The sequence below is a fragment of the Burkholderia sp. ZZQ-2 genome (assembly GCF_050768715.1).
GTDB lineage: Bacteria > Pseudomonadota > Gammaproteobacteria > Burkholderiales > Burkholderiaceae > Burkholderia > Burkholderia cepacia.
This window is the reverse complement of the sequence record NZ_LDVA01000299.1, coordinates 26,707-52,764: the sequence shown is the minus strand read 5'-3', so window position 1 is coordinate 52,764 and position 26,058 is coordinate 26,707. Positions and strand designations below refer to the sequence as shown.

Below are 26,058 nucleotides of genomic sequence, written 5' to 3'. Positions count from 1 at the left end.
GAGCGGACCAAGCCGCACGTGAACGTTGGTACGATTGGTCACGTTGACCACGGCAAGACGACGCTGACGGCAGCGATCACGACGGTTCTGACGAAGAAGTTCGGCGGCGAAGCGAAGGCGTACGACCAGATCGACGCGGCACCGGAAGAAAAGGCGCGCGGCATCACGATCAACACGGCACACGTCGAGTACGAAACGGCTAACCGCCACTACGCACACGTCGACTGCCCGGGCCACGCTGACTATGTGAAGAACATGATCACGGGCGCAGCGCAGATGGACGGCGCGATCCTGGTTTGCTCGGCAGCAGACGGCCCGATGCCGCAAACGCGTGAGCACATCCTGCTGGCGCGTCAGGTTGGCGTTCCGTACATCATCGTGTTCCTGAACAAGTGCGACATGGTGGACGACGCTGAACTGCTCGAGCTGGTCGAGATGGAAGTTCGCGAACTCCTGTCGAAGTACGACTTCCCGGGCGACGACACGCCGATCGTGAAGGGTTCGGCAAAGCTGGCGCTGGAAGGCGACACGGGCGAGCTGGGCGAAGTGGCGATCATGAGCCTGGCAGACGCGCTGGACACGTACATCCCGACGCCGGAGCGTGCAGTTGACGGCGCGTTCCTGATGCCGGTGGAAGACGTGTTCTCGATCTCGGGCCGTGGTACGGTGGTGACGGGTCGTGTCGAGCGCGGCATCGTGAAGGTCGGCGAAGAAATCGAAATCGTCGGTATCAAGCCGACGGTGAAGACGACCTGCACGGGCGTTGAAATGTTCCGCAAGCTGCTGGACCAAGGTCAGGCAGGCGACAACGTCGGTATCCTGCTGCGCGGCACGAAGCGTGAAGACGTGGAGCGTGGCCAGGTTCTGGCGAAGCCGGGTTCGATCACGCCGCACACGCACTTCACGGCTGAAGTGTACGTGCTGAGCAAGGACGAAGGCGGCCGTCACACGCCGTTCTTCAACAACTACCGTCCGCAGTTCTACTTCCGTACGACGGACGTGACGGGCTCGATCGAGCTGCCGAAGGACAAGGAAATGGTGATGCCGGGCGACAACGTGTCGATCACGGTGAAGCTGATTGCACCGATCGCGATGGAAGAAGGTCTGCGCTTCGCAATCCGCGAAGGCGGCCGTACGGTCGGCGCCGGCGTCGTTGCCAAGATCCTCGACTAAGGTCGACGATCCGCGGATCCTTCCGGGATCCGCGATCCAGCGGTATGCAGTTGTACCGTCGAAACCGGGTGTTCAGCTTGCGCTGGCACCCGGTTTTTCTTTATGGCGTGCCGTCACGCACATTGACAAACCCGCACCACCTCTCCGATTTTTCGTGTAGAATCGCGGGCTTAGCAGTGGAAGTACCGTTCGGAACCTGTCGCTTCGCTCCCCGCAGGCAGCAGGTTTCGCGTTCTTTTGGTGTCCGGCGGTGCAACATCGCCTCGCTCTTTTCAAGGAATCGTCATGCAGCAACAGAAAATCCGCATTCGCCTGAAGGCTTTCGACTATCGTCTGATCGATCAATCGGCTGCCGAAATCGTCGATACCGCGAAGCGGACTGGCGCAATCGTCCGTGGCCCGGTGCCGCTGCCGACGCGCATTCAGCGTTTTGACATCCTGCGTTCGCCGCACGTCAACAAGACGTCGCGCGATCAGCTCGAAATCCGTACCCACCAGCGCCTGATGGACATCGTCGATCCGACCGACAAGACGGTTGACGCGCTGATGAAGCTCGATCTGCCGGCTGGCGTCGACGTGGAAATCAAGCTGCAGTAAGGCTTCCGGCGCCAACCGGCTTGTCGGGTGGCGCTAAGTCTTTGTATTGCTTGCGGAAATCGAGGAGTCGGGCTATACTGCTTGGCTTTTCGCGTATTCGCGTAAAAAAGTTGGGCCTTGCGTGCCCGGCATTTTGTAAATCAGCCCCGACCAATCGCAGTCGGGAATGGAGAAAATGATGAGCCTTGGACTCGTAGGTCGCAAGGTTGGCATGACCCGTATCTTCACGGCTGAAGGGGATTCGATTCCCGTCACCGTGCTGGACGTGTCGGACAACCGCGTGACGCAGATCAAGACTGTTGAAACCGACGGCTACACGGCCGTGCAGGTTGCATTCGGCTCCCGTCGTGCATCGCGCGTGACGAAGCCGCTGGCAGGTCATCTCGCCAAAGCCGGTGTCGAAGCCGGTGAAATCCTCAAGGAATTCCGCATTGACGCGGCCAAGGCAGCTGAGCTGTCGAATGGCGCCGTGGTCGGTGCTGATCTTTTCGAAGTGGGCCAGAAGGTCGACGTGCAAGGCGTGTCGATCGGTAAGGGCTACGCCGGTACGATCAAGCGTTACAACTTCTCCTCCGGCCGTGCGACGCACGGTAACTCGCGCTCGCACAACGTGCCGGGCTCGATCGGTATGGCGCAGGATCCGGGTCGTGTTTTCCCGGGTAAACGCATGACGGGTCACATGGGTGACGTGACGGTGACGGTGCAGAACCTCGAAATCGCTCGTATCGACGCAGAGCGCAAGCTGCTGCTCGTGAAGGGTGCGATTCCGGGCGCGAAGGGCGGCAAGGTCTTCGTGACGCCGGCCGTCAAGACCAAGGGGGCGAAATAATGGAACTCAAGCTCCTGAACGAAAATGGTCAGGAAGGTGCAGTGGTCAACGCGTCGGACGTCGTGTTCGGTCGTGACTACAACGAAGCGCTGATCCACCAGGTCGTCGTCGCTTACCAGGCGAATGCTCGCCAGGGTAACCGCGCACAGAAGGACCGTGAGCAAGTCAAGCACACGACCAAGAAGCCGTGGCGCCAGAAGGGTACGGGCCGTGCTCGTGCCGGTATGTCGTCGAGCCCGCTGTGGCGTGGCGGTGGTCGTATCTTCCCGAATTCGCCGGAAGAAAACTTCTCGCACAAGGTCAACAAGAAGATGCATCGCGCAGGTCTCTGCTCGATCTTCTCGCAGCTGGCCCGTGAAGGCCGCCTGTCGGTCGTCGAGGACATCATCCTCGAAGCGCCGAAGACCAAGCTGCTGGCCGACAAATTCAAGACCATGGGTCTCGACTCCGTGCTGATCATCACCGACACGGTTGACGAAAACCTGTACCTGGCATCGCGCAACCTGCCGCACGTGGCAATTGTCGAGCCGCGCTACGCTGACCCGCTGTCGCTGATCTACTTCAAGAAAGTGCTGGTCACGAAGGCTGCGGTCGCCCAGATCGAGGAGTTGCTGTCATGAGCGAGATTCGCAAGAACGATCATCGTTTGATGCAGGTCCTGCTCGCACCGGTGATCTCGGAAAAGGCGACGCTGGTTGCCGACAAGAACGAGCAAGTCGTGTTCGAAGTCGCACCGGATGCCACGAAGCAGGAAGTGAAGGCGGCTGTCGAGCTGCTGTTCAAGGTTGAAGTTGATTCCGTCAACGTGCTGGTTCAGAAGGGCAAGCAAAAGCGCTTTGGCCGTTCGATGGGCCGCCGCAAGGACGTGAAGAAGGCGTACGTTTGCCTGAAGCCCGGCCAGGAAATCAACTTTGAAGCGGAGGCCAAGTAATCATGGCAATCGTTAAAGTTAAGCCGACATCGCCGGGTCGCCGCGCGATGGTCAAGGTGGTCAACAAGAACCTGCACCAGGGCAAGCCGTTCGCGGCACTGCTCGACTCGCAGAGCTCGACCGCCGGCCGTAACAACAATGGCCGTATCACCACGCGTCACAAGGGTGGTGGTCACAAGCAACACTATCGTATCGTCGATTTCCGTCGCACGAAGGATGGCATCCCGGCAAAGGTCGAGCGTCTCGAGTACGACCCGAACCGTAGCGCGAACATCGCGCTGGTGCTCTACGCAGACGGCGAACGTCGCTACATCATCGCCCCGAAGGGCCTGACCGTCGGCCAACAGCTGATGTCGGGTTCGGAAGCGCCGATCCGCGCAGGCAACACGCTGCCGATCCGCAACATTCCGGTCGGTACGACGATCCACTGCATCGAGATGCTGCCGGGCAAGGGCGCGCAAATGGCGCGTTCGGCTGGTACGTCGGCCATGCTGCTCGCACGTGAAGGCGTCTACGCGCAGGTTCGTCTGCGTTCGGGCGAAATCCGCCGCGTGCACATCGAGTGCCGTGCAACGATCGGTGAAGTCGGCAACGAAGAGCATAGCCTGCGCCAGATCGGCAAGGCTGGCGCGAACCGCTGGCGCGGTATCCGCCCGACGGTGCGTGGCGTTGCGATGAACCCGGTTGATCACCCGCACGGTGGTGGTGAGGGCAAGACGGCTGCAGGTCGCGATCCGGTTAGCCCGTGGGGTACGCCGGCTAAGGGTTATCGCACCCGTAGCAACAAGCGCACGACGACGATGATCGTCCAGCGCCGTCACAAGCGTTAAGGAGTAGGCAATGGCACGTTCTGTAAAAAAAGGTCCGTTCTGCGACGCCCATTTGCTGAAGAAAGTTGAGGCGGCTGCAGCTTCGCGCGACAAAAAGCCGATCAAGACCTGGTCGCGTCGCTCGACGATTCTGCCGGATTTCATCGGCCTGACGATCGCTGTTCACAACGGCCGTCAACACGTTCCGGTGTACATCTCGGAAAACATGGTCGGCCACAAGCTTGGCGAGTTCGCACTGACCCGTACGTTCAAGGGTCACGCGGCCGACAAGAAGGCCAAGAAATAAGGGGCAATCAAGATGGAAGTGAAAGCAATTCATCGCGGTGCCCGCATCTCGGCGCAGAAAACGCGCCTTGTGGCTGACCAGATCCGCGGTTTGCCGGTCGACAAGGCGCTGAACGTTCTGACGTTCTCGCCGAAGAAAGCGGCTGGCATCGTGAAGAAGGTTGTGCTGTCGGCAATCGCGAATGCGGAGCACAACGAAGGCGCCGATATCGACGAGCTCAAGATCAAGAGCATCTACGTCGACAAGGCTGCATCGCTCAAGCGTTTCACCGCGCGCGCCAAGGGCCGCGGTAACCGCATCGAGAAGCAATCCTGTCACATCACTGTGACGGTCGGGAATTAAGGAGCCATACGATGGGACAGAAAATTCATCCGACTGGCTTCCGCCTGGCTGTCAGCCGCAATTGGGCTTCGCGTTGGTACGCGAACAACAACAATTTCGCGGCGATGCTTCAGGAAGACATCGGTGTTCGTGAGTACCTGAAGAAGAAGCTGAAGAACGCTTCGGTCGGTCGGGTCGTCATCGAGCGTCCGGCGAAGAACGCGCGCATCACGATTTACAGCTCGCGTCCGGGCGTGGTCATCGGCAAGAAGGGCGAGGATATCGAACAGCTGAAGACGGAACTGCAACGCCGCATGGGCGTGCCGGTTCACGTCAACATCGAAGAAATCCGCAAGCCGGAAACCGATGCTCAGTTGATCGCTGACTCGATCACGCAACAGCTCGAGCGCCGGATCATGTTCCGTCGCGCGATGAAGCGTGCGATGCAGAACGCGATGCGTCTGGGTGCCCAGGGCATCAAGATCATGAGCGCAGGCCGTCTGAACGGTATCGAAATCGCTCGTACGGAGTGGTATCGCGAAGGTCGCGTGCCGCTTCACACGCTGCGTGCTGATATCGACTACGCGACTTCGGAAGCGAAGACGACTTACGGGATCATCGGCGTCAAGGTGTGGGTCTACAAGGGCGATACGCTCGGCCGCAACGACGCACCGGTGGTGGAAGAAGTAGCCGAAGACAAGCGTCCGCGTCGCAATGCGCGTCCGGGCGACCGTCGTCCGCGCCGTGACGGCGAAGGCGGCGCTCCGGGTGCTCGTCGTGGCGCACCGCGCCGCGGCGCCGGCAAGCCCGAAGACGGCAAGACTGGAGAATAACGATGCTGCAACCGAAACGCAGAAAGTATCGTAAAGAGCAGAAGGGTCGTAACACCGGCAAGGCGACGCGCGGCAACGCAGTGTCGTTCGGTGAATTCGGCCTGAAGGCGATCGGTCGCGGTCGTTTGACCGCACGTCAGATTGAAGCGGCACGTCGTGCAATGACGCGTCACATCAAGCGTGGCGGCCGCATCTGGATCCGGATCTTCCCGGACAAGCCGATTTCGCAGAAGCCGGCCGAAGTGCGTATGGGTAACGGTAAGGGTAACCCGGAGTACTACGTCGCCGAGATTCAGCCGGGCAAGATGCTCTATGAAATGGACGGCGTAACCGAAGAACTGGCACGCGAAGCGTTCCGTCTGGCTGCAGCCAAGCTGCCGCTCAAGACGGCATTCATCGTGCGCCAGCTCGGCGCCTAAGGAGAAAACATGAAGGCTTCCGAACTTCTCCAGAAAGACCAGGCCGCGCTCAACAAGGAGCTGGCGGACCTGCTGAAGGCGCAATTCGGCCTGCGCATGCAACTCGCGACCCAGCAGCTCACGAACACGAGCCAGCTGAAGAAGGTTCGTCGCGACATCGCACGTGTGCGGACCGTCATGACTCAGAAGGCGAACCAGAAATGAACGATAGCGTGAAAACCTCGCTGAAGCGGACGCTGGTCGGTCGGGTCGTCAGCAACAAGATGGACAAGACCGTCACCGTGCTGATCGAGCACCGCGTCAAGCATCCGATCTACGGCAAGTATGTCGTGCGCTCGAAGAAGTACCACGCGCATGATGAAGCGAACACCTACAACGAAGGCGATCTCGTCGAAATCCAGGAAACTCGTCCTGTTTCGAAGACGAAGGCCTGGACGGTGTCGCGCCTCGTCGAAGCAGCTCGCGTCATCTAAGCGGGCAGCGCAGTAGGCAGTAACAGGCACTTCTCCACGAAGTGCTTGAAATCGCAAAGTTTTTGCTTGCGTGACCGGGATTATTTGTTATAATCCCGGTCTTCCCTCTTTATGGGAGCCCCGTCGCGGGCGAAGTTGGTGGGGGAAGCGGACTGGCGCCTGCCTGTCCGAAAGATTCACCGAATTGCGATGGCGGGTTTCGTTTGCCGTCGCTGCTGTTCCAACCCAAGCAGCCGATTGGCTGACGGGACCAAGACTGACCGAATGCATCATGGTGGTGCATCCGGATTAAGTTGGGAAAGACAAACCATGATCCAGACCGAATCTCGGCTCGAAGTAGCCGACAACACGGGTGCACGTGAAGTCCTGTGCATCAAGGTGCTCGGCGGCTCGAAGCGTCGTTATGCCGGCATTGGCGACATCATCAAGGTGAGCGTCAAAGAGGCAACGCCGCGCGGGCGCGTGAAGAAAGGCGAAATTTACAACGCCGTGGTGGTCCGCACCGCCAAGGGCGTGCGCCGTCAAGACGGCTCGCTGATCAAGTTCGACGGCAACGCCGCTGTGCTTTTGAATAACAAGCTCGAGCCGATCGGCACCCGTATCTTCGGGCCGGTGACGCGTGAGCTGCGTAGCGAACGATTCATGAAGATCGTTTCGCTGGCGCCGGAAGTGCTGTAAGGAGTCGCGATGAACAAGATTCGCAAAGGTGACGAAGTCATCGTCGTCACTGGCAAGGACAAGGGCAAGCGCGGCGTCGTGCTGGCTGTCGGTGCAGAGCATGTGACGGTTGAAGGTATCAACCTCGTCAAGAAGCATGTGAAGCCGAACCCGATGAAGGGTACGACGGGTGGCGTGGAAGCGAAGACGATGCCCCTGCATATTTCGAACGTCGCACTGGTCGACGCGAATGGCAAGGCGTCGCGTGTTGGCATCAAGGTCGAGGAAGGCAAGAAGGTTCGCTTCCTGAAGACGACCGGTGCCGTACTGAGCGCCTGACGCAGCGGAGTAAAAAATGGCTCGTTTTCAAGAGTTTTACAAAGAAAAGGTTGTGCCCGGCCTGATCGAGAAGTTCGGTTACAAGTCGGTCATGGAAGTGCCGCGCATCACCAAGATCACGCTGAACATGGGTCTTGGCGAAGCGATCGCTGACAAGAAGATCATCGAGAACGCCGTCGGCGACCTCACGAAGATCGCTGGTCAGAAGCCGGTCGTGACGAAGGCACGCAAGGCAATCGCAGGCTTCAAGATCCGCCAGGGTTACCCGATCGGCGCGATGGTGACGCTGCGTGGCCGTGCAATGTACGAATTCCTCGACCGTTTCGTGACGGTTGCCCTGCCCCGCGTGCGTGACTTCCGCGGCGTGTCGGGTCGTGCTTTCGATGGCCGTGGCAACTACAACATCGGTGTGAAAGAGCAGATCATTTTCCCCGAAATCGACTACGACAAGATCGACGCACTGCGTGGGCTGAACATCAGCATCACGACGACTGCGAAGACCGACGACGAAGCAAAGGCTCTGCTCGCCAGCTTCAAGTTCCCGTTCAGAAACTGAGGTTACCGTGGCTAAACTGGCACTGATCGAACGTGAAAAGAAGCGCGCCCGCCTGGTCGCGAAGTTCGCAGCAAAGCGCGATGCGCTGAAGGCGATCGTCGAAGACCAAAGCAAGTCGGAAGAAGAGCGCTACGAAGCACGCCTTGAGCTGCAGCAACTGCCCCGCAACGCAAACCCGACCCGCCAGCGTAACCGCTGCGCGATCACGGGCCGTCCGCGTGGCACGTTCCGTAAATTCGGCCTCGCGCGTAACAAGATTCGTGAAATCGCATTCCGTGGCGAGATTCCTGGCCTGACCAAGGCGAGCTGGTAATAGGAGAAACGTAAATGAGCATGAGTGATCCTATCGCCGATATGCTGACTCGCATCCGCAACGCGCAGATGGTCGAGAAGGTATCGGTTGCGATGCCCTCGTCGAAGGTCAAGGTTGCAATCGCGCAAGTCCTGAAGGACGAAGGTTACATCGACGATTTCGCCGTCAAGGCGGAAGGTGCGAAGTCCGAACTGAATATCGCGCTGAAGTACTACGCAGGTCGCCCGGTCATCGAACGCCTCGAGCGCGTGTCGAAGCCTGGTCTGCGCGTGTACCGCGGCCGTAACGACATTCCGCAGGTCATGAACGGCCTGGGCGTGGCAATCGTGTCGACGCCGAAGGGCGTGATGACCGACCGCAAGGCGCGCGCTACCGGCGTCGGCGGCGAAGTCATCTGCTACGTCGCTTAAAGCCGAGGAGAGAGAAACATGTCTCGAGTAGGTAAGAGCCCGATCGCGCTGCAAGGCGCGGAAGTCAAGCTGGCCGACGGTGCGATCACCGTCAAGGGCCCGCTGGGCACCATCACGCAAGCGATCAATCCGCTCGTGAACGTGGCGAACAACGACGGCACGCTGAACCTGTCGCCGGTGGACGAAAGCCGCGAAGCAAATGCACTGTCGGGCACGATGCGCGCGATCATCGCGAATGCCGTGCACGGCGTGACCAAGGGTTTCGAGCGCAAGCTGACGCTGGTTGGCGTCGGTTATCGTGCGCAAGCGCAAGGCGACAAGCTGAATCTGTCGCTGGGTTTCTCGCACCCGGTGGTGCACCAGATGCCGGAAGGCGTCAAGGCAGAAACCCCGACGCAAACCGAAATCGTGATCAAGGGGATCAACAAGCAACAAGTCGGTCAAGTAGCTGCGGAAGTTCGCGGTTACCGTCCGCCGGAGCCCTACAAGGGCAAGGGCGTGCGCTATTCCGACGAGGTTGTGATCCTCAAAGAAACGAAGAAGAAGTAAGGGTGCGCAATCATGGATAAGACTCAATCTCGCCTGCGCCGCGCTCGCCAGACGCGTATCAAGATCGCTGAGCTGCAGGTCGCGCGTCTCGCCGTGCATCGCACGAACACGCACATCTACGCTCAAGTGTTCTCGCCCTGCGGCACCAAGGTGCTCGCCAGCGCGTCGACGCTCGAAGCAGAAGTGCGCGCTGAACTGGCCGACAAGTCGGGCAAGGGCGGCAACGTTAATGCCGCGACGCTGATCGGCAAGCGTATTGCCGAGAAGGCAAAGGCTGCCGGCATCGAATCCGTCGCCTTCGACCGCTCGGGCTTCCGCTACCACGGCCGCGTCAAGGCGCTGGCTGAGGCAGCTCGCGAAGCTGGGCTCAAGTTCTAAGGAAGGAATTCGTCATGGCAAAGATGCAAGCGAAAGTTCAGGCTGACGAGCGCGACGACGGCCTTCGTGAAAAGATGATTTCGGTCAACCGCGTGACCAAGGTCGTGAAGGGTGGCCGTATTCTCGGCTTCGCCGCACTGACCGTGGTTGGCGACGGCGATGGCCGCATCGGTATGGGCAAGGGCAAGGCGAAGGAAGTGCCGGTCGCTGTCCAGAAGGCAATGGAACAAGCTCGCCGCAACATGTTCAAGGTGCCGCTCAAGAACGGCACGCTGCAACACGAAGTGCACGGCAAGCATGGCGCATCGGCTGTCCTCCTCGCTCCGGCGAAGGCAGGTACGGGCGTGATCGCCGGCGGCCCGATGCGCGCAGTGTTCGACGTGATGGGCGTTCAGAACGTCGTGGCAAAGAGCCACGGTTCGACGAACCCGTACAACCTCGTTCGCGCTACGCTGGACGGTCTGCGCAAGCAGTCCACCCCGGCAGACATCGCGGCGAAGCGCGGCAAGTCCGTCGAAGAAATTTTGGGCTAAGCCCGGGTGGTCACCATGTCTGAAAAAACTGTCAAGGTTCAGCTCGTTAAGAGCCTGATCGGGACCCGCGAATCGCACCGCGCGACCGTGCGTGGCCTGGGCCTGCGCCGACTCAACTCGGTCAGCGAGCTTCAGGACACGCCGGCGGTCCGCGGCATGATCAACAAGGTCTCGTACCTCGTTAAGGTCATCGCGTAAGCGGCCCTACGGATCAAGGAGTTGATATGGAATTGAATAACCTGAAGCCGGCAGCTGGCGCCAAGCACGCCAAGCGTCGCGTCGGCCGTGGCATCGGTTCGGGCCTCGGCAAGACGGCTGGCCGTGGTCACAAGGGTCAGAAATCGCGTTCGGGCGGCTTCCACAAAGTCGGTTTCGAAGGCGGTCAGATGCCGCTGCAACGTCGTCTGCCGAAGCGCGGCTTCACGTCGCTGACGAAGGAATTCGTCGGTGAAGTGCGCCTGGGCGACCTCGAGAAGCTGCCGGTCGATGAGATCGATCTGCTCGCACTGAAGCAAGCCGGCCTGGTCGGCGAGCTGACGAAGAGCGCAAAGATCATCGCGACGGGCGAGCTGAAGCGCAAGATCGTCGTGAAGGGTCTCGGTGCCACCAAGGGTGCGCGTGCTGCGATCGAAGCGGCTGGCGGTTCGTTCGCCGAGTGACACGCGTAGCGCGTCGTCATTTGCATTCATCGGAGAAGGTACTTGGCTAACAGCCCGAGTCTTGCAAAACCCGGTCGAAGCACGGCGAAATTCGGCGATCTGCGCCGGCGAGCGATGTTCCTGCTCCTGGCGCTGATCGTCTATCGCATCGGCGCGCACATTCCCGTGCCGGGCATCGATCCGGATCAACTGGCTAAGCTGTTCCAGAGCCAGGCGGGCGGCATCCTGGGCATGTTCAACATGTTCTCGGGTGGCGCGCTTTCCCGCTTCACGATCTTTGCGCTGGGGATCATGCCGTACATTTCGGCGTCGATCATCATGCAGTTGCTGGCGATCGTATCGCCGCAGCTCGAGGCGCTGAAGAAGGAAGGGCAGGCAGGGCAACGGAAGATCACGCAGTACACACGGTATTTCACCGTCGTGCTCGCGACCTTCCAGGCGTTCGGTATCGCGGCTGCGCTGGAAAACCAGCCGGGCCTCGTCACCGATCCCGGCATGCTGTTCCGTCTGACGACGGTCGTGACGCTGGTTACCGGCACGATGTTCCTGATGTGGCTTGGCGAGCAGATTACCGAGCGTGGTCTGGGCAACGGTATCTCGATCATCATCTTCGGCGGGATCGCAGCAGGGTTCCCGAATGCCGTCGGTGGGTTGTTCGAGCTGGTGCGTACGGGTTCGATGAGCATCATTTCGGCGATCATCATCGTCGTCCTGATTGCCGCGGTGACTTACCTGGTCGTGTTCATCGAACGCGGGCAGCGCAAGATCCTCGTGAACTACGCGAAGCGCCAGGTCGGCAACAAGATCTACGGTGGGCAGTCGTCGCATCTGCCGCTGAAGCTGAACATGTCGGGTGTGATTCCGCCGATCTTCGCGTCGTCGATCATTCTGTTCCCGGCAACGATTCTCGGCTGGTTCAGTACCGGTCAGCCGACGGGAAGCTGGATTTCCAACACGTTGCATAACGTTGCGGAAGCGCTGAAGCCGGGCCAGCCGGTCTATGTGTTGCTGTACACGCTGGCGATCGTGTTTTTCTGCTTCTTCTACACCGCACTGGTGTTCAACAGCAGGGAAACCGCAGACAACCTGAAGAAGAGCGGCGCGTTTGTTCCGGGTATCCGTCCGGGCGATCAGACCGCACGATATATCGACCGCATCCTCACGCGTCTGACGCTGGCCGGTGCGATCTACATCGTCTTCGTGTGTCTGCTGCCGGAATTCCTGGTACTGCGCTGGAACGTGCCGTTTTATTTTGGTGGAACGTCGCTGCTGATCATTGTCGTCGTCACGATGGACTTTATGGCGCAGGTGCAGTCGTACGTTATGTCGCAACAGTATGAGTCACTGCTCAAGAAGGCTAACTTCAAGGGCGGCAACATCCCAATGCGTTAATAAGGACTATGGCCAAAGACGATGTAATCCAGATGCAAGGCGAGGTGATCGAAAACCTCCCGAATGCTACCTTCCGCGTGAAGCTGGAAAACGGCCATGTCGTGTTGGGGCATATCTCCGGAAAGATGCGGATGCACTACATCCGCATTCTCCCGGGCGACAAGGTGACGGTTGAATTGACGCCTTACGATCTGTCTCGTGCGCGGATCGTGTTCCGGGCGAAGTGATTTGAAAAAAGGGTATTATCATGAAAGTGATGGCATCGGTTAAGCGCATTTGCCGCAATTGCAAGATCATCAAGCGCAAAGGCGTCGTTCGCGTGATCTGCAGCTCGGATCCGCGCCACAAGCAGCGCCAAGGCTGACCGCGCGTTTGTTTGCGCTTTTTGTTTGAGGAAAAACAATGGCTCGTATCGCAGGGGTTAACATCCCGAATCACCAGCATACCGAGATCGGCCTGACGGCTATCTTCGGTATCGGCCGCACCCGTTCGCGCAGCATCTGCGTGGCAGCTGGCGTCGATTTTTCGAAGAAGGTCAAGGACTTGACCGACGCAGACTTGGAAAAGCTGCGTGAAGAAGTGGGCAAGTTTGTCGTCGAAGGCGATCTGCGCCGTGAAGTGACGATGAACATCAAGCGCCTGATGGACCTCGGTTGCTACCGTGGTGTTCGTCATCGCAAGGGCCTGCCGATGCGCGGTCAGCGTACGCGTACGAACGCACGTACTCGCAAGGGTCCGCGTCGTGCAGCGCAAGCGCTGAAGAAGTAAGCGGAACTGACAGTTACAGGAAAACGTAATGGCTAAGGCTTCGAACACCGCGGCGCAACGCGTTCGCAAGAAGGTTAAGAAGAACGTCGCTGAAGGCGTGGTTCACGTTCACGCGTCGTTCAACAACACGATCATCACGATCACCGATCGCCAAGGCAACGCACTGGCATGGGCGACGTCGGGCGGTCAGGGCTTCAAGGGCTCGCGCAAATCGACGCCGTTCGCTGCCCAGGTCGCAGCCGAGTCGGCTGGCCGCGTCGCGATGGAATACGGCGTGAAGAATCTGGAAGTGCGGATCAAGGGCCCGGGCCCGGGTCGTGAGTCGGCAGTGCGCGCACTGCACGGCCTCGGCATCAAGATCACCGCGATTTCGGATGTCACCCCGATTCCGCACAACGGCTGCCGTCCGCCGAAGCGTCGTCGTATCTAAAGGTGTGCTGGCACGTTCGTGCTGGCACATTGCCTGTCGCCGCGTAGCGTCGACGGGCGTTGCTTTTTTGATTGACTAAGCCCACCGTTCGCCCCAAAGGGAGCGAACTAGCGCGGATTTCGATCCGCGTGACTGATTGATAAAGGAATGCAAAGTGGCACGTTATATCGGCCCTAAGGCCAAGCTGTCCCGCCGTGAAGGCACCGACCTGTTCCTGAAGAGCGCACGCCGCTCGCTCGCCGACAAGTGCAAGCTCGACAGCAAGCCGGGCCAGCACGGCCGTACCTCGGGCGCACGTACGTCCGACTACGGTACGCAGCTGCGTGAAAAGCAGAAGGTCAAGCGCATCTACGGCGTGCTGGAGCGTCAGTTCCGTCGCTACTTCGCTGAAGCCGACCGCCGCAAGGGCAACACGGGTGAAAACCTGCTGCAACTGCTCGAGTCGCGCCTCGACAACGTCGTGTATCGCATGGGCTTCGGCTCGACCCGCGCTGAAGCGCGTCAGCTGGTGAGCCACAAGTCGATCACCGTGAACGGCGTCGTCGCAAACGTCCCGTCGCAGCAAGTGAAGGCGGGTGACATCGTCGCGATCCGCGAAAAGGCGAAGAAGCAAGCGCGTATCGTCGAAGCGCTGTCGCTGGCCGAGCAAGGCGGCATGCCGAGCTGGGTTGCAGTCGATGCGAAGAAGTTCGAAGGCACGTTCAAGCAAATGCCGGAACGCGCTGAAATCGCAGGCGACATCAACGAAAGCCTGATCGTCGAATTGTATTCGCGTTAATCCGATTGACGGCCGAGGTACCCCGATTGCGTTGCGCAAGGAGGGGCCTCGGCTGTTTATTTTCTGGTTGTTACCGGTCAGCCTTATCGGTGTAACGAGCCGAGGGTATTGAAAAGGAAAGCCCATGCAAACCAGTTTGCTGAAACCCAAGATCATCGCCGTGGAATCGCTGGGCGAGAACCACGCGAGGGTGGTCATGGAACCGTTCGAACGCGGTTACGGCCATACCTTGGGCAATGCGCTTCGCCGCGTGCTGCTGTCGTCGATGGTTGGCTACGCGCCGACCGAAGTGACGATCGCGGGCGTGGTGCACGAGTACTCGACGCTGGATGGCGTGCAGGAAGACGTCGTCAACCTGCTGCTGAACCTGAAGGGCGTGGTGTTCAAGCTGCATAACCGTGACGAAGTGACGGTTACGCTGCGCAAGGAAGGTGAAGGCGTTGTCACGGCCGGCGATATCGAGCTGGCTCACGACTGCGAAGTCATCAACCCGAATCACGTGATTGCGCACCTGTCGAAGGGTGGCAAGCTCGACGTTCAGATCAAGATCGAAAAGGGTCGCGGCTATGTGCCCGGCAACGTTCGTCGCTACGGCGAAGACACGGCCAAGATCATCGGCCGCATCGTCCTCGACGCATCGTTCTCGCCGGTTCGCCGCGTGAGCTATGCGGTTGAAAGCGCACGTGTCGAGCAGCGTACCGACCTCGACAAGCTCGTGATGAACATCGAAACGAGCGGTGTGATCACGCCGGAAGAAGCGATCCGTCAATCGGCCCGCATCCTGGTCGACCAGCTGTCCGTGTTCGCGGCGCTGGAAGGCACGGAAACGGCAGCCGAAGCGCCGTCGCGTGCACCGCAGATCGATCCGATCCTGCTGCGTCCGGTGGACGATCTCGAGCTGACGGTTCGTTCGGCGAACTGCCTGAAGGCCGAGAACATCTACTACATCGGCGATCTCATCCAGCGCACGGAAAACGAGCTGCTGAAGACGCCGAACCTCGGTCGCAAGTCGCTCAACGAGATCAAGGAAGTGCTCGCTTCGCGCGGTCTCACGCTGGGCATGAAGCTCGAAAACTGGCCGCCGGCTGGTCTCGACAAGTAAGCCCGCTTGTAGCGCTGCTGTTGCTGTAGTTGGCAAAGATGCGGATTTTCCTTTAAAATCCGCATCTTGCTTTTTTCGTTACCGGCCCGTGCACCCATCGAGGTGCGATAGAAGAGCTGGATCAAAACTTTGAATCAAGGAAACTGAAATGCGCCATCGTCATGGTCTGCGGAAACTGAACCGCACGAGCAGCCACCGTCTGGCTATGCTCCGTAACATGTCCAACTCGCTGATCGAGCACGAAGTCATCAAGACGACGCTGCCGAAGGCGAAGGAACTCCGTAAAGTCGTCGAGCCGCTGATCACGCTCGGCAAGAAGCCGTCGCTGGCAAACCGTCGCCTGGCGTTCAACCGCCTGCGCGACCGTGACTCGGTGGCGAAGCTGTTCGACGTGCTCGGTCCGCGTTTCGCGAACCGTCCGGGCGGCTACCTGCGCGTGCTGAAGTTCGGCTTCCGCGTGGGCGACAACGCACCGATGGCACTGGTCGAGCTGCTCGATCGTCCGGAAGTCGACGAAACGGAAACCGTGCAAGAAGCTGAATAAGCTTCCGGTACGCAGCAGTATCTGAAAGGGGCCGAGCAATTGCTTGGCCCTTTTTGTTTTTGAAGCGGCGGCTGCGATCGATTGTCGCAGGGTGGTGCCGGCAGTGTTGCGCGGGCTGCGCTACGATACGGGGCAGCCGGTGCGCTCCCGGGTGGGCAACGCGCGCCGGCAGGAGCCAGGAGTCGATAGACCAGCCAGGAGGGCGCGGATGATAGTGGTGCTGATGCTGACGACGGTGCCCGATGCCGCGACCGCCGAGGCGCTTTCCGCCGGTGCGCTCGATGCGCGGCTTGCCGCGTGTGTGTCGGAGCTCGGTGCGATCAGGTCACGCTATCACTGGCAGGGCAAGGTCGAAACGGCCGACGAGATTCAGTTGCTGTTCAAGACGAGCCCCGTGCGGGCGCTCGAACTGGAGCGATTTATTCTCGCGCATCATCCATACGAGACACCTGAAATCGTCTCGTGGCAGGCGACGGCCTCGGCCGCTTACGGCCAGTGGGTGACCAGCGAAACTCAACGTCTATTTCATGTTTAACGGTATGGCGCTTTCCGTGCGCGTGCGCGCGCTGCGGTTCCTCGCAGTCCTGTTGTCGTTCATGCTCGTGCTGGGCGGCGGCCTGTCGGTCGCGCGTGCGGCCGACGATTTCCTCGATCCGTCGGTGGCGTTCAAGTTCAGCGCGAGCGAATCGCCGGGGCAGGTGGACGTCCGCTTCAAGGTCGCCAACGGCTATTACCTGTACCGCGAGCGGTTCGCGTTCGCGGTGAAGAGCGGGCAGGCGACGCTCGGCGAGCCGCAGTTCCCCGCCGGCCATGTGAAGTTCGACCAGACGTTCCAGAAGAACGTCGAGACCTACCGTGACGAAGTCGTCGTTCACGTGCCCGTCAAGCAGGCGTCGGGGCCGTTCGAGCTCGCGGTGACGTCGCAGGGCTGCGCCGACGAAGGGATCTGCTATCCGCCCGCCGAGCACGTCGTGAAGGTCGACGGCGCCGCACTGGGTGCGGCCTCGTCTTCCGGCGATGCGGCAGCCGAGGGCAGTTGGTTCGACAAGGTCACGAGCGCCGATTTCGCGCAGTCGCTGCTCGAGGGGCATGGCTTCTTCACGATCGTCGCGCTGTATTTCGTCGCGGGCGTCGTGCTGAGCCTCCTGCCGTGTTCGTACCCGATGATCCCGATCGTGTCGGCGATCATCATCGGTCAGGGCACGCGCGCGACGCATGCGCGCGGCTTCGCGCTGTCGCTGACGTACGTGGTCGGCATGGCGCTCGTCTATACGGTGCTGGGCATCGCCGCGGCGCTGGTCGGCCAGAGCCTCGGCGCGTGGCTGCAAAACCCGTGGGTGCTCGGCGCGTTCGGCGTGCTGCTCACCGCGTTCGCGGTGTCGCTGATTTCGGGCAAGGACATCGCGCTGCCCGCGCGCTGGCAGACCGGTGCAGCCGAAGTGTCGAGCGCGCGACAGGGCGGTCACTTCGTTGCGGTTGCCGCGATGGGCGCGTTGTCGGCGCTGGTGGTCGGCGCATGCATGACCGCGCCGCTGTTCGCGGTGCTCGCTTTCATCGCACACACGGGCAATGCGCTGCTCGGCGGTGCCGCGCTGTTCGCGATGGGGCTGGGGCTCGGCGTGCCGTTGCTCGTGGTCGGCGTCGGTGCCGGTACGGTGCTGCCCCGCGCAGGTGCATGGATGGACGGCGTGAAGGTGTTCTTCGGCATCGTGCTGCTCGCGGCCGCGCTGTGGATCGTGTGGCCGGTGCTTGCCGGCGGCCTGAAGATGGTGCTCGCTGCGTTGTGGCTACTCATCGCTGCCGCGGCGCTCGGCCTGTTCACGCCGCATGCTGGCGCCGCGTCGATCTGGCGCCGCCTCGGCCGTGGCCTCGGCGCCGCGCTCGCGATCTGGGCGGCGACGCTGCTCGTCGGTCTTGCGGCGGGCTCCAACGACCCCGTGAAACCGCTGGCTGTCCTTGCTGCGCGCACGGTCGCGTCGGGCGATGTGTCGGCAGCCGGTGCGGCTGCCGGGCAGCAGGGGCCAGCGTTCGCTTCGGTGCGCTCCAGCGGCGAACTCGACGCGCTGCTGAAGACGTCGGGCCAGCCCGTGATGCTCGACTTCTATGCCGACTGGTGCGTGAGCTGCAAGGAGATGGAGCATCTGACGTTCACGGATTCACGCGTGCAGGCGCGGCTCGCGCAGCTTCACCTGGTACGTGCGGACGTCACCGCGAACAACCCGGACGATCAGGCGCTGCTCAAGCGCTTCAACCTGTTCGGGCCGCCCGGCATCATCTTCTTCGATCGCAACGGCAACGAAATCGGCCGTGTGGTCGGCTATCAGGCGGCCGAGACGTTTCTGCGCAGTCTCGATCGCGCGGCGGTACCAACGGTGTAGCGCACGCTTGTCGGTGGCTTGTACACCGATTGCAAATGAAAACGGCGGGACACCGAAGTGTCCCGCCGTTTTTCGTGGCGCTGCCGGCGCGTGGCTCAGCGCTGCGCTTTCAGGAGGCGCGCGGCGTCGAGTGCGAAGTACGTGAGCACGCCGTCGGCGCCCGCACGCTTGAACGCGAGCAGCGATTCGAGCACGACCTTGTCGTGGTCGAGCCAGCCGTTCATCGCGGCGGCCTTCAGCATCGCGTATTCGCCGCTCACCTGGTACACGTAGGTCGGGAAGCGGAACTCGTCCTTCACCCGGCGCACGATGTCGAGGTACGGCATGCCGGGCTTGACCATCACCATGTCGGCGCCTTCGTCGATGTCGAGGCGCACTTCGCGCAACGCTTCGTCGCTGTTCGCCGGGTCCATCTGGTAGGTCATTTTGTTGCCCTTGCCCAGGTTGGACGCCGAGCCGACCGCGTCGCGGAACGGGCCATAGAACGCCGATGCGAACTTGGCCGAATAGGCCATGATGCGCGTATGGATATGGCCGTCGCTTTCCAGCATCTCGCGGATTGCGCCGATGCGGCCGTCCATCATGTCCGACGGCGCGACGATATCGACACCGGCTTCGGCCTGTGCGCGCGCCTGATCGATCAGGATCTCGATCGTGTCGTCGTTGATCACGTAGCCGTTCTCGTCGAGCACGCCGTCCTGGCCGTGGCTCGTGTACGGATCGAGTGCGACGTCGGTCAGCACGCCGAGTTCGGGAAAGCGCTTCTTCAGCTCGCGCACCGCGCGCGGGATCAGGCCTTCCGGGTTGGCTGCCTCGCGGCCGTCAGGCGTTTTCACCGACGGTTCGATGGCCGGGAACAGCGACAGCACAGGCACGCCGAGTTCGACGCATTGCTCGGCGACATGCATCAGCAGATCGACGGACACGCGTTCGACGCCGGGCATCGACGGCACCGGCTGCCGTTCGTTGGTGCCTTCGACGACGAATACCGGATAGATCAGGTCGTCGGTGGTCAGGCGGTTTTCGCGCATCAGGCGCCGGGAGAAGTCGTCGCGGCGCATCCGGCGCGGACGATGAAGCGGATGAAAGCTCATGGCGATTGGGTAGAAATCAGGGCAAGAAGGACCTTACGGAACCCTTCGGTCATTTTCGGGAGCGTTGGTATATGATAGCGATCGAGCGGCACGCGTCGCGTGCAGCTCCCCGCTTCTCCTCCCTGAGCGGGTGCCTGTCGTTTTTCGATTAGGCTGTTTGACCCGCCGTTCAACGGCGGGTTTTTTTATGAGCCGGCCGAATCCGCAGGCGCCGTCAGGTGCGCGCCGCCGATCCCGGCCGCGCGTTGCCCGATCATTGTGCTACAGGCTCGCTTTTTTCGTCGGCGGCGGACGGCCGCACCCAGCTCTCGATCAGTTCGTGCGCCTCGTCGAGGCCCGTGCGCTTCATCGCGGAAAACAGCTGGACCGTCAGCTTGCCCTGGACGCCCTGGTCACGATACGCATCGAGCCCCTTTTGCGTGGTCCGCAGCGCATTGATGCTTTCTTGCCGCGTCAATTTGTCGCACTTCGTCAGCAGCGTGTGGATCGGCTTGCCGGTCGGTACGAACCACTCGATCATGCGGCGATCGAGGTCGGTCAGCGGGCGGCGCGAATCCATCATCAGAATCAGGCCGCAAAGCTGCGAGCGGGTTGCCAGGTAGGACGACAGCAGCATTTCCCAGTGGGCCTTGGCGGCGCCGGGCACTTCCGCGTAGCCGTAGCCGGGCAGGTCGACGAGATTCGCGACGGGCTCGGCGGCCGGGCCGACGGAGAAGTAGTTGATATGCTGCGTGCGGCCGGGGGTCTTCGACGCGAAGGCCAGCCGCTTCTGGTTGCACAGCACGTTGATCGCCGTCGACTTGCCGGCATTCGAGCGGCCCGCGAACGCGATTTCCGGCTGGACCGTCGGCGGCAGGTCGCGCAGATGGTTGACGGTCGTGTAGAAGCGGGCTTGATGGAGCAGAAAGGCCATGGGAACCGGAAGGACGGGCGGCGCGAGCCGCTTGGTGGAGGCGGGGTAGCCCCGATAGGCGCGGGAGCTTTCAACGCGATATTGTACAATACGGCGGTTTTACCGAAGGCCACCGGGCGCCTGCCTCGCGCTTTTATGTGGCTTCTGCGGTAGACTGAACGCCGTCGTTTTTTGCAGAACCTCAAATTCCCACAAGACGAAACAGGGTGTGCGAATGAATCGACTGTGCAAGTCTCTGATGGTGCTTCAGGTTGCAGCAGGGTTCGTAGGTTTCGTAGCGGAGGCAAACGCGGCGGAGGCGGCAAAGCCGGATCTCGACCGCGGCAAGGCGATTGCCGGGCAGGTGTGCGCATCGTGTCACGGTGCCGATGGCAATAGCGCGTCGGGCAGTTTCCCGAAGCTTGCCGGCCAGCATCCCGAATATCTGGTCAAGCAGTTGAACGACTTCAAGACGCAGCCGGGCGCGAAGGGGCCGGTGCGGACCAACGCAGTGATGGTCGGATTCGCGAGCGCGCTGAGCGCGGACGACATGCGCAACGTCGCCGCGTACTACGGGTCGCAGACGACGAAGCTCGGCACCGCACGCGATGCGGCGACCGTGCCGATCGGCCAGAAGATCTATCGCGGCGGCATCGCGGAGAAGGGCGTACCCGCCTGCGCGAGCTGCCACGGGCCGACAGGGCAGGGTCTCCCGGTCCAGTACCCGCGTCTGTCTGGACAGTGGGCCGATTACACGGTCGCGCAGTTGACCGCGTTCCAGCAGGGTGCCGGCGCACGCAACAACAACGAGGCGATGCATCAGATCGCGACGCGGCTGTCGGACAACGAGATCAAGGCCGTCGCGGATTACATCGCGGGCCTGCGTTGAGCGGTCAGCCGCGAAGGAAATGACCGGACGCCCGAAGGGCGGCCGGAGTCAGAACAAGAAAAGGGTGGGGCGCCGCGCAGTCGCGGCCGCCTTGCCCTTTTTTGTTGTCAGTCGGAGTTTGAATGAGCGTTACCACGTCGGGGTTGCAGTCGAAGTCGAGTCAGGGTGCGTCGAAGCGCGCGGTCGAGCTGCTGAGCTCGATGCGCTTCGCGATTGCGTTGCTGGTGGTGCTGTCGATCGCGAGCATCATTGGCACGGTCCTGACCCAGGACGATCCGTATCCGAACTACGTGAACCAGTTCGGGCCGTTCTGGGCGGACATCTTCCGCTCGCTCGGCCTGTACAACGTGTACAGCGCGTGGTGGTTCATGCTGATCCTGATCTTCCTCGTCGTGTCGATCTCGCTGTGCGTGATCCGCAACGCGCCGAAGATGCTCGCCGATGCGAAGAGCTGGAAGGACAAGGTTCGCGAAGGCAGCCTGCGGGCTTTCCACCACAAGGCCGAGTACACGGCTTCCGGCACGCGCGCGACCGTCACGGCAACGCTCGCCACGTTCGTCACCAAGGCCGGCTACAAGCACGTCGTGCGTGAAAACGACGGCGCGACGCTGATCTCCGCGAAGCGCGGCGCGATGACCAAGTGGGGCTATATCTCCGCGCACCTCGCGATCGTCGTGATCTGTATCGGCGGTCTGCTCGACAGCAACCTGCCGATCAAATTCCAGATGTGGATGTTCGGCAAGAGCCCGGTCAACACGAGCGCGACGATCAGCGAGATCTCGCCCGACCATCGCCTGTCCGCGTCGAACCCGACGTTCCGCGGCTACGCGTGGGTGCCCGAGGGCCAGTTCGTGTCGACCGCGATCCTGAACCAGCCGAGCGGCTCGCTGATCCAGGACCTGCCGTTCTCGATCCAGCTCAACAAGTTCATCGTCGACTACTACACGACGGGCATGCCGAAACTGTTCGCGAGCGACATCGTCGTGATCGATCGCGAGACCGGCCGGAAAATTCCGGCGCGCGTCGAGGTCAACAAGCCGTTCACGTACAAGGGCGTGTCGATCTACCAGTCGAGCTTCCAGGACGGCGGCTCGCAGATGCAGATGACGGCCTATCCGATGACGGGCGGCAACGCGAAGACTTTCCCCGTGCAGGGCACGATCGGCAGTTCGGCGCCGCTGCAGATGCCGGGCGCCGACGGCGACACGATCGAGTTCGCCGATTTCCGCGCGATCAACGTCGAGAACATGGCCGACGCGAACGGCAAGCCGGACGTGCGTGGTGTGGCGACGACGAGCTCGCTGAGGGAAGTGTTCGACGAACGGCTCGGCTCCGGCGCGAAGACGTCGAAGCCGACGCAGCTCCACAACATCGGCCCGTCCGTGCAGTACAAGATCCGCGGCAAGGACGGCCAGGCGCGCGAATTCAACAACTACATGCTGCCCGTCGACATGAACGGCGAGCGCGTGTTCCTCGCCGGCGTGCGCACGAGCCCGAACGACCCGTTCCGCTACATGCGGATTCCGGCCGACAGCCAGGATTCGATCGGCGAATGGATGCACCTGCGCGCCGCGCTCGAGGATCCTTCCGTGCGCGCCGAAGCCGCCGCGCGCTTCGCGCAGCGTTCGCTGCCGGGCACCGACGCATCGCTGCGCGGCCGCCTGCAGGACAGCGCGTTGAAGGTGCTGACCCTGTTTGCGGCGAGCGACGACAGCGTCGGCCGCGGCGCCGACGGCCAGCCGATCGGCGGCTTCCAGGCCGTGGCGACGTTCATCGACCGCTCGGTGCCCAAGGCCGAGCAGGAGAAGGCCGCGAGCCTGCTGCTGCGGATGCTCGAAGGCTCGATGTGGGAGGTCTGGCAGATCGCGCGCGAGCGTGCGGGGGAGCCGGCGGCGCAGCAGGGTACCGACACGATCCGTTTCGTACAGAACGCGATCAACGCGCTATCCGACAGCTTTTTGTATGGATCGCCGGTCTATTTGCAGCTTGACTCATTCAAGCAGGTGCAAGCTTCGGTATTTCAGTTGACGCGCGCACCCGGCAAGAATCTGGTGTATCTTGGCAGCCTGCTGCTGGTCGCCGGCATCTTCTCGATGTTCTACGTGCGCGAGCGGCGCCTCTGGTTCTGGCTGAAGGACGCCGGTTCGGGCGTCGATGTGGTGATGGCAATGTCCACGGCCCGCAAGACCTTCGATTTCGAGAAAGAATACGTGCAGACGCGCGACGCGGCCGGTGCTGCCTTGCACGCCGCACCTCGCGACGCCGCGCCGGCCGGTGCGGCATCGACGGCCCGTTTGCCTGCCGGCGGCGGTTCCGATTCCGAGAATTCCACCCGGTAACATCATGGATCTCACGCAAGTTTCCTCTTCCCATCGGGCGTCGGCCCAGGCGCCGGTCACGGCACCGTTGTTCGACGATCGTCCGTTCCTCGCGCGCCTGTCGTTGCTCGACTGGCTGTTCGCACTGGCGCTCGTGGTGGGCGCGGGCTATGCGCTCGTGCACTACAACGCGCACATGGATTACTACGACAAGGCGGTGATGATCGGCACCGTGCCGGCGCTCGTCGCGCTCGGCTGGCGCTGGAAGCCCGCGCGGCTGATGATGGCGTCGATCGCCGTGCTGGCGCTGCTGTCGATCCAGATCTACCAGGGCGATCTCGCGCGCGCCGATTCGGCGTTCCTCCTCAAGTACTTCCTGTCGAGCCAGTCGGCAATCCTGTGGATGAGCGCGCTGTTCGTGCTCGCGACGATCTTCTACTGGATCGGCCTGCTCGCGCGCTCGGAATCGGGCTCCGCGATCGGCCAGAAGCTCACGTGGGTTGCCGTGCTGATGGGCTTCACCGGCCTGATGGTGCGCTGGTACGAGTCCTACCTGATCGGTGCGGATGTCGGGCACATTCCGGTGTCGAACCTCTATGAAGTGTTCGTGCTGTTCAGCCTGATCACCGCGCTGCTCTATCTCTATTACGAAGGCCACTACGGGACACGTTCGCTCGGCGCGTTCGTGCTGCTGGTGATCAGCGCGGCGGTCGGCTTCCTGATGTGGTACTCGGTCGCGCGCGATGCGCAGCAGATCCAGCCGCTCGTGCCGGCGCTGCAGAGCTGGTGGATGAAGATCCACGTGCCCGCGAACTTCATCGGCTACGGCAGCTTCGCGCTGTCGGCGATGGTGTCGGTCGCGTACCTGATGAAGGAGCGCGGCGTGCTCGCGGATCGCCTGCCGACGCTCGACGTGCTCGACGACGTGATGTACAAGTCGATCGCGGTCGGTTTCGCGTTCTTCACGATCGCGACGATCCTCGGCGCGCTGTGGGCGGCCGAGGCATGGGGCGGCTACTGGAGCTGGGACCCGAAGGAAACCTGGGCGCTGATCGTGTGGCTCAACTATGCGGCGTGGCTGCACATGCGCCTGATGAAGGGCCTGCGCGGTACGGTGGCCGCGTGGTGGGCGCTGACGGGCCTGCTCGTGACGACCTTCGCGTTCCTCGGCGTCAACATGTTCCTGTCCGGGCTGCACAGCTACGGCAAGCTGTAAGATTCCCGCTGCTCGTCCGACTATGAGACCGCCGGTGCACTGCGTGCCCGGCGGTTTTCTTTTGTAACGGACGGGCGGTCCGGCCGGCGAACGGCGCAAGATGAGTCGGGTCGAACGCCCATGAAGCTGCGCGCGGCGCAGGCAGGAGGAGCAGCACGATGTGGATCAAACGCCCTTTGCTGAACGTACTGACCGGTGGCGATATCGCGCCCGGCGAAATCACGCCGCGCGCGGTCTTCGAGAACCGGCGGCGCGTGTTGCAGGCGGCCGGCCTCGCGGCGGCGGGCGGGCTGCTCGGCGGCAGCGGCGCGGCATTTGCCGCCTATGCGTCGCCCGACGCGCGGGCAGCGAAGCTCGCGGCGAAAACGAACCCGAAGTTCGTCGCGGCCGACAAGGTGACGCCGTTCAAGGACATCACGTCCTACAACAACTTCTACGAATTCGGCACCGACAAGAGCGACCCCGCGCAGAATGCGGGCACGCTGCGGCCGCGCCCGTGGCGCGTGAGCGTCGAGGGCGAGGTGCTGCATCCGAAGGTGTTCGATCTCGACGAACTGCTGAAGCTCGCGCCGCTCGAGGAGCGCGTGTACCGGTTGCGCTGCGTCGAGGGATGGTCGATGGTGATCCCGTGGATCGGCGTGCCGCTGTCCGAGCTGATCAAGCGGGTGCAGCCGACCGGCAATGCGAAATACGTGCAGTTCATCACGCTGGCCGACCCGTCGCAGATGCCCGGCCTGTCGACACCCGTGCTCGACTGGCCGTACTCGGAAGGGCTGCGGATGGACGAGGCGATGAATCCGCTGACGCTGCTGACGGTGGGCGTCTACGGGCAGGTGCTGCCGAACCAGAACGGCGCGCCGGTGCGTATCGTCGTGCCGTGGAAGTACGGCTTCAAGAGCGCGAAGTCGCTCGTGAAGATTCGCTTCGTCGACAAGCAGCCGAAGACGAGCTGGAACACGTATGCGTCGAGCGAGTATGGCTTTTATTCGAACGTGAACCCGAACGTCGATCATCCGCGCTGGAGCCAGGCGACCGAGCGGCGCATCGGCGAGGACGGCTTTTTCACGCCGAAGCGCAAGACGCTGATGTTCAACGGCTACGGCGACCTGGTCGCGTCGATGTATCAGGGCATGGACCTGAAGAAGAATTTCTGAGGGCGAAGGTGAGAAAC

At 61.8% G+C, this 26,058-nt stretch carries 38 protein-coding genes; 36 read left to right on the top strand and 2 right to left on the bottom strand.

What is annotated here, in order from left to right:
- The 32 genes from tuf to dsbD form a co-directional block, all read left to right on the top strand.
- The coding region (gene tuf / locus ABY44_RS27050; RefSeq protein ID WP_258959413.1) for an elongation factor Tu at positions 1-1,173 on the top strand (1,173 nt) is incomplete at its 5' end.
- Positions 1,174-1,458: 285 nt separating this feature from the next.
- The gene (gene rpsJ / locus ABY44_RS27045) at positions 1,459-1,770 is read left to right on the top strand and encodes a 30S ribosomal protein S10 (protein ID WP_004199280.1); all 312 of its coding nucleotides are present in this window, start codon (positions 1,459-1,461) and stop codon (positions 1,768-1,770) included.
- A 178-nt stretch (positions 1,771-1,948) separates the two neighbouring features.
- On the top strand, positions 1,949-2,599 hold the full coding sequence (rplC, locus tag ABY44_RS27040; RefSeq protein WP_006482922.1) for a 50S ribosomal protein L3: 651 nt from the start codon (positions 1,949-1,951) through the stop codon (positions 2,597-2,599).
- Positions 2,599-3,219: a 50S ribosomal protein L4 gene (gene rplD, locus ABY44_RS27035; protein ID WP_006477192.1), complete on the top strand. Its 621-nt coding sequence runs from the start codon at positions 2,599-2,601 to the stop codon at positions 3,217-3,219. Before rplC ends, rplD begins: the two co-directional genes overlap by 1 nt.
- On the top strand, positions 3,216-3,530 hold the full coding sequence (gene rplW / locus ABY44_RS27030; RefSeq protein WP_004199275.1) for a 50S ribosomal protein L23: 315 nt from the start codon (positions 3,216-3,218) through the stop codon (positions 3,528-3,530). Before rplD ends, rplW begins: the two co-directional genes overlap by 4 nt.
- Positions 3,531-3,532: 2 nt before the next feature.
- A complete protein-coding gene (rplB, locus tag ABY44_RS27025; protein ID WP_006482900.1) occupies positions 3,533-4,360 on the top strand; it encodes a 50S ribosomal protein L2 in 828 nt (275 codons plus the stop codon).
- A 10-nt stretch (positions 4,361-4,370) separates the two neighbouring features.
- Entirely contained in the window at positions 4,371-4,646 is a 276-nt protein-coding gene (gene rpsS / locus ABY44_RS27020) for a 30S ribosomal protein S19 (RefSeq protein WP_004199273.1), read from the top strand.
- A 12-nt stretch (positions 4,647-4,658) separates the two neighbouring features.
- Entirely contained in the window at positions 4,659-4,988 is a 330-nt protein-coding gene (rplV, locus tag ABY44_RS27015; RefSeq protein ID WP_004199272.1) for a 50S ribosomal protein L22, read from the top strand.
- Positions 4,989-4,999: 11 nt separating this feature from the next.
- A complete protein-coding gene (rpsC, locus tag ABY44_RS27010; protein ID WP_006482899.1) occupies positions 5,000-5,800 on the top strand; it encodes a 30S ribosomal protein S3 in 801 nt (266 codons plus the stop codon).
- 2 nt (positions 5,801-5,802) lie between these two features.
- Entirely contained in the window at positions 5,803-6,219 is a 417-nt protein-coding gene (gene rplP / locus ABY44_RS27005) for a 50S ribosomal protein L16 (protein ID WP_006482873.1), read from the top strand.
- 9 nt (positions 6,220-6,228) lie between these two features.
- Positions 6,229-6,423, top strand: coding sequence for a 50S ribosomal protein L29 (gene rpmC, locus ABY44_RS27000; protein WP_006400652.1), 195 nt, complete (start codon positions 6,229-6,231; stop codon positions 6,421-6,423).
- Positions 6,420-6,692, top strand: a complete 273-nt coding sequence (rpsQ, locus tag ABY44_RS26995) for a 30S ribosomal protein S17 (RefSeq protein ID WP_006477189.1) — start codon at positions 6,420-6,422, stop codon at positions 6,690-6,692. Before rpmC ends, rpsQ begins: the two co-directional genes overlap by 4 nt.
- Before the next feature lie 309 nt (positions 6,693-7,001).
- Positions 7,002-7,370, top strand: a complete 369-nt coding sequence (gene rplN / locus ABY44_RS26990) for a 50S ribosomal protein L14 (protein WP_006482918.1) — start codon at positions 7,002-7,004, stop codon at positions 7,368-7,370.
- A gap of 9 nt (positions 7,371-7,379) precedes the next feature.
- A complete protein-coding gene (gene rplX / locus ABY44_RS26985) occupies positions 7,380-7,688 on the top strand; it encodes a 50S ribosomal protein L24 (protein WP_006477187.1) in 309 nt (102 codons plus the stop codon).
- 16 nt (positions 7,689-7,704) lie between these two features.
- Entirely contained in the window at positions 7,705-8,244 is a 540-nt protein-coding gene (gene rplE / locus ABY44_RS26980; protein ID WP_006482882.1) for a 50S ribosomal protein L5, read from the top strand.
- Positions 8,245-8,251: 7 nt separating this feature from the next.
- Positions 8,252-8,557 carry a 30S ribosomal protein S14 gene (rpsN, locus tag ABY44_RS26975; protein ID WP_011350676.1) on the top strand — a complete coding sequence of 102 codons (306 nt, stop codon included), beginning with the start codon at positions 8,252-8,254 and terminating at the stop codon, positions 8,555-8,557.
- 14 nt (positions 8,558-8,571) lie between these two features.
- On the top strand, positions 8,572-8,967 hold the full coding sequence (gene rpsH, locus ABY44_RS26970; RefSeq protein ID WP_006477185.1) for a 30S ribosomal protein S8: 396 nt from the start codon (positions 8,572-8,574) through the stop codon (positions 8,965-8,967).
- An 18-nt stretch (positions 8,968-8,985) separates the two neighbouring features.
- Positions 8,986-9,516: a 50S ribosomal protein L6 gene (gene rplF / locus ABY44_RS26965; RefSeq protein WP_006758786.1), complete on the top strand. Its 531-nt coding sequence runs from the start codon at positions 8,986-8,988 to the stop codon at positions 9,514-9,516.
- A 12-nt stretch (positions 9,517-9,528) separates the two neighbouring features.
- Positions 9,529-9,894, top strand: coding sequence for a 50S ribosomal protein L18 (gene rplR, locus ABY44_RS26960; protein ID WP_006477183.1), 366 nt, complete (start codon positions 9,529-9,531; stop codon positions 9,892-9,894).
- A 14-nt stretch (positions 9,895-9,908) separates the two neighbouring features.
- Complete coding sequence (gene rpsE, locus ABY44_RS26955) at positions 9,909-10,427, top strand: 30S ribosomal protein S5 (protein WP_006482895.1); 519 nt, start codon at positions 9,909-9,911, stop codon at positions 10,425-10,427.
- A 15-nt stretch (positions 10,428-10,442) separates the two neighbouring features.
- The gene (gene rpmD, locus ABY44_RS26950) at positions 10,443-10,625 is read left to right on the top strand and encodes a 50S ribosomal protein L30 (RefSeq protein ID WP_006400644.1); all 183 of its coding nucleotides are present in this window, start codon (positions 10,443-10,445) and stop codon (positions 10,623-10,625) included.
- A 26-nt stretch (positions 10,626-10,651) separates the two neighbouring features.
- Positions 10,652-11,086, top strand: a complete 435-nt coding sequence (rplO, locus tag ABY44_RS26945; protein WP_006482880.1) for a 50S ribosomal protein L15 — start codon at positions 10,652-10,654, stop codon at positions 11,084-11,086.
- A 42-nt stretch (positions 11,087-11,128) separates the two neighbouring features.
- On the top strand, positions 11,129-12,478 hold the full coding sequence (gene secY, locus ABY44_RS26940) for a preprotein translocase subunit SecY (protein ID WP_006482915.1): 1,350 nt from the start codon (positions 11,129-11,131) through the stop codon (positions 12,476-12,478).
- Positions 12,479-12,486: 8 nt separating this feature from the next.
- Complete coding sequence (infA, locus tag ABY44_RS26935; protein ID WP_004521905.1) at positions 12,487-12,705, top strand: translation initiation factor IF-1; 219 nt, start codon at positions 12,487-12,489, stop codon at positions 12,703-12,705.
- 20 nt (positions 12,706-12,725) lie between these two features.
- The gene (rpmJ, locus tag ABY44_RS26930; protein WP_004199844.1) at positions 12,726-12,842 is read left to right on the top strand and encodes a 50S ribosomal protein L36; all 117 of its coding nucleotides are present in this window, start codon (positions 12,726-12,728) and stop codon (positions 12,840-12,842) included.
- Positions 12,843-12,880: 38 nt separating this feature from the next.
- Entirely contained in the window at positions 12,881-13,246 is a 366-nt protein-coding gene (gene rpsM, locus ABY44_RS26925) for a 30S ribosomal protein S13 (protein ID WP_006400641.1), read from the top strand.
- 28 nt (positions 13,247-13,274) lie between these two features.
- A complete protein-coding gene (gene rpsK / locus ABY44_RS26920; protein WP_004197937.1) occupies positions 13,275-13,676 on the top strand; it encodes a 30S ribosomal protein S11 in 402 nt (133 codons plus the stop codon).
- A 154-nt stretch (positions 13,677-13,830) separates the two neighbouring features.
- Positions 13,831-14,454: a 30S ribosomal protein S4 gene (rpsD, locus tag ABY44_RS26915; protein ID WP_021161733.1), complete on the top strand. Its 624-nt coding sequence runs from the start codon at positions 13,831-13,833 to the stop codon at positions 14,452-14,454.
- A 124-nt stretch (positions 14,455-14,578) separates the two neighbouring features.
- Positions 14,579-15,556: a DNA-directed RNA polymerase subunit alpha gene (locus tag ABY44_RS26910; RefSeq protein ID WP_006477176.1), complete on the top strand. Its 978-nt coding sequence runs from the start codon at positions 14,579-14,581 to the stop codon at positions 15,554-15,556.
- A gap of 148 nt (positions 15,557-15,704) precedes the next feature.
- Complete coding sequence (gene rplQ, locus ABY44_RS26905) at positions 15,705-16,100, top strand: 50S ribosomal protein L17 (RefSeq protein ID WP_027788579.1); 396 nt, start codon at positions 15,705-15,707, stop codon at positions 16,098-16,100.
- 208 nt (positions 16,101-16,308) lie between these two features.
- On the top strand, positions 16,309-16,635 hold the full coding sequence (cutA, locus tag ABY44_RS26900; protein WP_021161734.1) for a divalent-cation tolerance protein CutA: 327 nt from the start codon (positions 16,309-16,311) through the stop codon (positions 16,633-16,635).
- A complete protein-coding gene (dsbD, locus tag ABY44_RS26895; RefSeq protein WP_060173890.1) occupies positions 16,628-18,478 on the top strand; it encodes a protein-disulfide reductase DsbD in 1,851 nt (616 codons plus the stop codon). The genes cutA and dsbD overlap by 8 nt, the downstream gene beginning before the upstream one ends.
- A 95-nt stretch (positions 18,479-18,573) precedes the next feature.
- Here the strand turns inward: dsbD and hemB are convergent, their stop codons facing one another.
- Positions 18,574-19,572 (bottom strand): porphobilinogen synthase, encoded by a 999-nt coding sequence (gene hemB / locus ABY44_RS26890; RefSeq protein WP_021161736.1) that lies wholly within the window; start codon positions 19,570-19,572, stop codon positions 18,574-18,576.
- Between the two features lie 253 nt (positions 19,573-19,825).
- Entirely contained in the window at positions 19,826-20,485 is a 660-nt protein-coding gene (yihA, locus tag ABY44_RS26885; protein WP_021161737.1) for a ribosome biogenesis GTP-binding protein YihA/YsxC, read from the bottom strand.
- A 214-nt stretch (positions 20,486-20,699) separates the two neighbouring features.
- Here yihA and ABY44_RS26880 point away from each other — a divergent pair, with 214 nt between their 5' ends.
- The 4 genes from ABY44_RS26880 to msrP all read left to right on the top strand — a co-directional run bounded on the left by ABY44_RS26880 (position 20,700) and on the right by msrP (position 26,041).
- Complete coding sequence (locus tag ABY44_RS26880) at positions 20,700-21,353, top strand: c-type cytochrome (RefSeq protein ID WP_027788576.1); 654 nt, start codon at positions 20,700-20,702, stop codon at positions 21,351-21,353.
- 122 nt (positions 21,354-21,475) lie between these two features.
- Positions 21,476-23,692 (top strand): cytochrome c biogenesis protein ResB, encoded by a 2,217-nt coding sequence (locus tag ABY44_RS26875; RefSeq protein ID WP_060173891.1) that lies wholly within the window; start codon positions 21,476-21,478, stop codon positions 23,690-23,692.
- Between the two features lie 4 nt (positions 23,693-23,696).
- Positions 23,697-24,887, top strand: coding sequence for a c-type cytochrome biogenesis protein CcsB (ccsB, locus tag ABY44_RS26870; protein ID WP_027788574.1), 1,191 nt, complete (start codon positions 23,697-23,699; stop codon positions 24,885-24,887).
- 158 nt (positions 24,888-25,045) lie between these two features.
- On the top strand, positions 25,046-26,041 hold the full coding sequence (gene msrP / locus ABY44_RS26865) for a protein-methionine-sulfoxide reductase catalytic subunit MsrP (protein WP_060173892.1): 996 nt from the start codon (positions 25,046-25,048) through the stop codon (positions 26,039-26,041).
- The last annotated feature ends 17 nt before the right edge of the window (positions 26,042-26,058 follow it).